The sequence below is a fragment of the Mycobacterium sp. genome, from assembly GCF_050701675.1.
Lineage (GTDB): Bacteria > Actinomycetota > Actinomycetes > Mycobacteriales > Mycobacteriaceae > Mycobacterium.
In genome coordinates, this window is the sequence record NZ_JBOGDD010000052.1 from 1 (window position 1) to 2,279 (window position 2,279).

At 65.4% G+C, this 2,279-nt stretch carries 2 protein-coding genes and 1 pseudogene; 2 read left to right on the forward strand and 1 reads right to left on the reverse strand.

Annotation, left to right across the window (positions count from 1 at the left end; all coding sequences use genetic code 11):
- Positions 1-42: 42 nt before the first annotated feature.
- A complete protein-coding gene (locus tag ACRDUX_RS01615; RefSeq protein WP_526410369.1) occupies positions 43-720 on the reverse strand; it encodes an ANTAR domain-containing protein in 678 nt (225 codons plus the stop codon).
- Positions 721-1,255: 535 nt separating this feature from the next.
- Between ACRDUX_RS01615 and ACRDUX_RS01620 the strand changes: the two are divergent.
- Together ACRDUX_RS01620 and ACRDUX_RS01625 are read left to right on the forward strand one after the other, a co-directional pair.
- Positions 1,256-1,402 (forward strand): annotated as a pseudogene (locus ACRDUX_RS01620) (acyl-CoA dehydrogenase); the annotation flags it as partial.
- Complete coding sequence (locus ACRDUX_RS01625; protein WP_526410371.1) at positions 1,399-2,166, forward strand: PIG-L deacetylase family protein; 768 nt, start codon at positions 1,399-1,401, stop codon at positions 2,164-2,166. The pseudogene ACRDUX_RS01620 and the gene ACRDUX_RS01625, both read left to right, overlap by 4 nt.
- Positions 2,167-2,279 lie beyond the last annotated feature (113 nt).

The following is a 2,279-nucleotide window of genomic DNA, read 5'->3' on the forward strand; positions in this document are numbered from 1 at the left end:
ACCCAGGCTCGTTGGCGTCGCGCGCCCATCGCCGGCCAACACTCAGCCAGGAAGCGTCAAGCGGCGGGCGATGATGTCGGCTGCGACCGAGGACAGAGTCCGCTCGTACGCGTAGGAATAGGCGCGCAGCCGATCTACGCCCTCGTCGGCGGAAATTCCCAACTGCTCGGCCACCATGCCGGCCGCGACGTGTACCTGCGTTCGGGTGAACGCATCGCGGCCCTGGTTGAGAGCGTCGAAAGTCACGATGGCGTCGAGTGCACGCTGGGCGCTCCCGGCCAGGGATACCCAAATTTCCCAGTTGGCCTGTAGCCGTGCGGCGATCGCTGTCGCGAAGGCCGACGCCCGGACGCGTTGGGCGTCGGTGAGAGCGCCGGGGTCTCGCCGATACAACTCCAGCACGCCCATCGGTCGCTGACCGTCTGGCAGAGGAAAGGCGAACAGTGCACGGACGCCCAATCGGGTTGCGTCGGCGACAAAGGATCGCCAGCGCGGGACATCGTCGTCGGTGTCCAGTTGGGGATAGAACTGTGGGTATTGCTTGAGGTAGGCGTCAAAGCAAGGTCCCTCGCCGATGGTGTACTGCAATTCATCGAGTTGCTGGGCGACTGCGTCGGTCGCGTATACCAATTCCCGGCTCCGGGTTGTTGGGCTCAGTACCGCGACCGAGACTCCGTCGATTCCCGCGGTACGCGGCACTGGCGCACACAAGTCACTCACCCCCGCGAACAATGGGTTGGCGCCGGACTCAACTACTTGATCGCTGGGTCGGGTGACTTGAGGCGGCGGGTATTCCAGATCATGTTCGCCCGGGCACATCGCATTAACTCCTTCGGCTCAAAATCAGAACTGTGGCGAAGCGATCCGCCGTCCGCGAGTGCTACCCGAGATCGGCGTAGGTGAATCAACCGCCCGCACCTGCGCCGGGCGGTCGCCCGGGCCGCCGAAGACTTCGTCGTTGTCAGGTCGATGAGGGGCGGATTCGCGTCCGGACCGGCGGTGGCCGCGGGGCGCTCGCGCGCGGTGCTCATGGCTGCCTCCTGATGCCAACCGCTGCGGTATGAGACTCAGGTCGGCTACCCGCACGTTCGGGTGTCAAACTCCCAAAATCACTAGGTATCACTAGGTCGGACATCGCCGTGCTAGTCGTGGAGATGCTCAACGCGGTCCGTCGACGGTAACCTCCCGGCCGCCGACGTTTCCGGCCAATCGCACCGGGGTAATCCCACGCGATGTCGCCGAGCCGATCATGATCGTCGAGCGCATTGGCGTGGCGATCTCCGCCAAACCGCTTGCGCTCGATGCGCGTCACGCTCAACGCGTCGCCGATCTCTCGATCTATCTGCGGCAGAGCCATGCTGAACACGACCTCGCGTCGCTCGGACTGTTGGCGGCGAAATGAGTTCGGCATCGTTGGGAAACTCATCTCGCTTCGCCACGTGGCCGGTCGCCGACGGAGGTACGCCGGCGAGCACGTGGCGTGGGTGGCAGCGCAACTTTCCCGAGTTGAACCTCGACGACTGCCCGGGGCTGGTGTTGGTCGCACCTCATCCGAACGACGAGACGCTCGGTTTCGGCGCGACGGCGGCGGCCCTCCGGTCACGCGGCGTGGACGTCCAGGTGGTATCGGTGACCGACGGCGGCGGAGCCCATCGCGGGCTGTCGAGACGGGAACGCGTGTGGCTCGAGAGCGATCGGCGAGCCGAATTGCTCCGTGCCACACAGATCCTCGGTCTGAGTGCGCCCGTCACACTCGGTCTGCCTGACGGCGACTTGAGTGCCAACGAGCCGGAGCTGACGGCTTTCCTCGCCGGGCTGCTCGAATCGATGCCCAAGGGGACGTGGTGTGCCGCCACGTGGCGTGGAGACGGGCACCTCGACCACGAGGCGGTGGGACGATCGAGCGCAGTCGCGGTCGGGCGTACCGGCGCCACATTGCTGGAGTACCCGGTGTGGATGTGGCACTGGGCCCGGCCGGACGACGACGCAGTTCCGTGGCACCGGATGTCCGCGATCCGGGTCGACCGTGCGGCGATAGGACGCAAGCAGCACGCCATCAGGGAGTTTCGGACGCAGCTCACACCGTACGAGCCGGGCGTCGATCCGATCCTGCCGCCGTTCGCCGTGCGACGACTTCTTGCCGTGGGGGAGGCGGTGTTCCATTGATGAGACTGCTGCCCGACGAGATTTTCGAACGACTTGCTTCATATCTTCAGCGAATTCCCGGTGCAGGACACTAGGCGCTGGTCTCACGGCTCGGATCGGCAACCGGTTTGGAC

Bases quoted from the DNA above. Each gene is read 5' to 3' on its own strand.
- ACRDUX_RS01625 (WP_526410371.1), top strand. From the start codon at position 1,399: ATGAGTTCGGCATCGTTGGGAAACTCATCTCGCTTCGCCACGTGGCCG.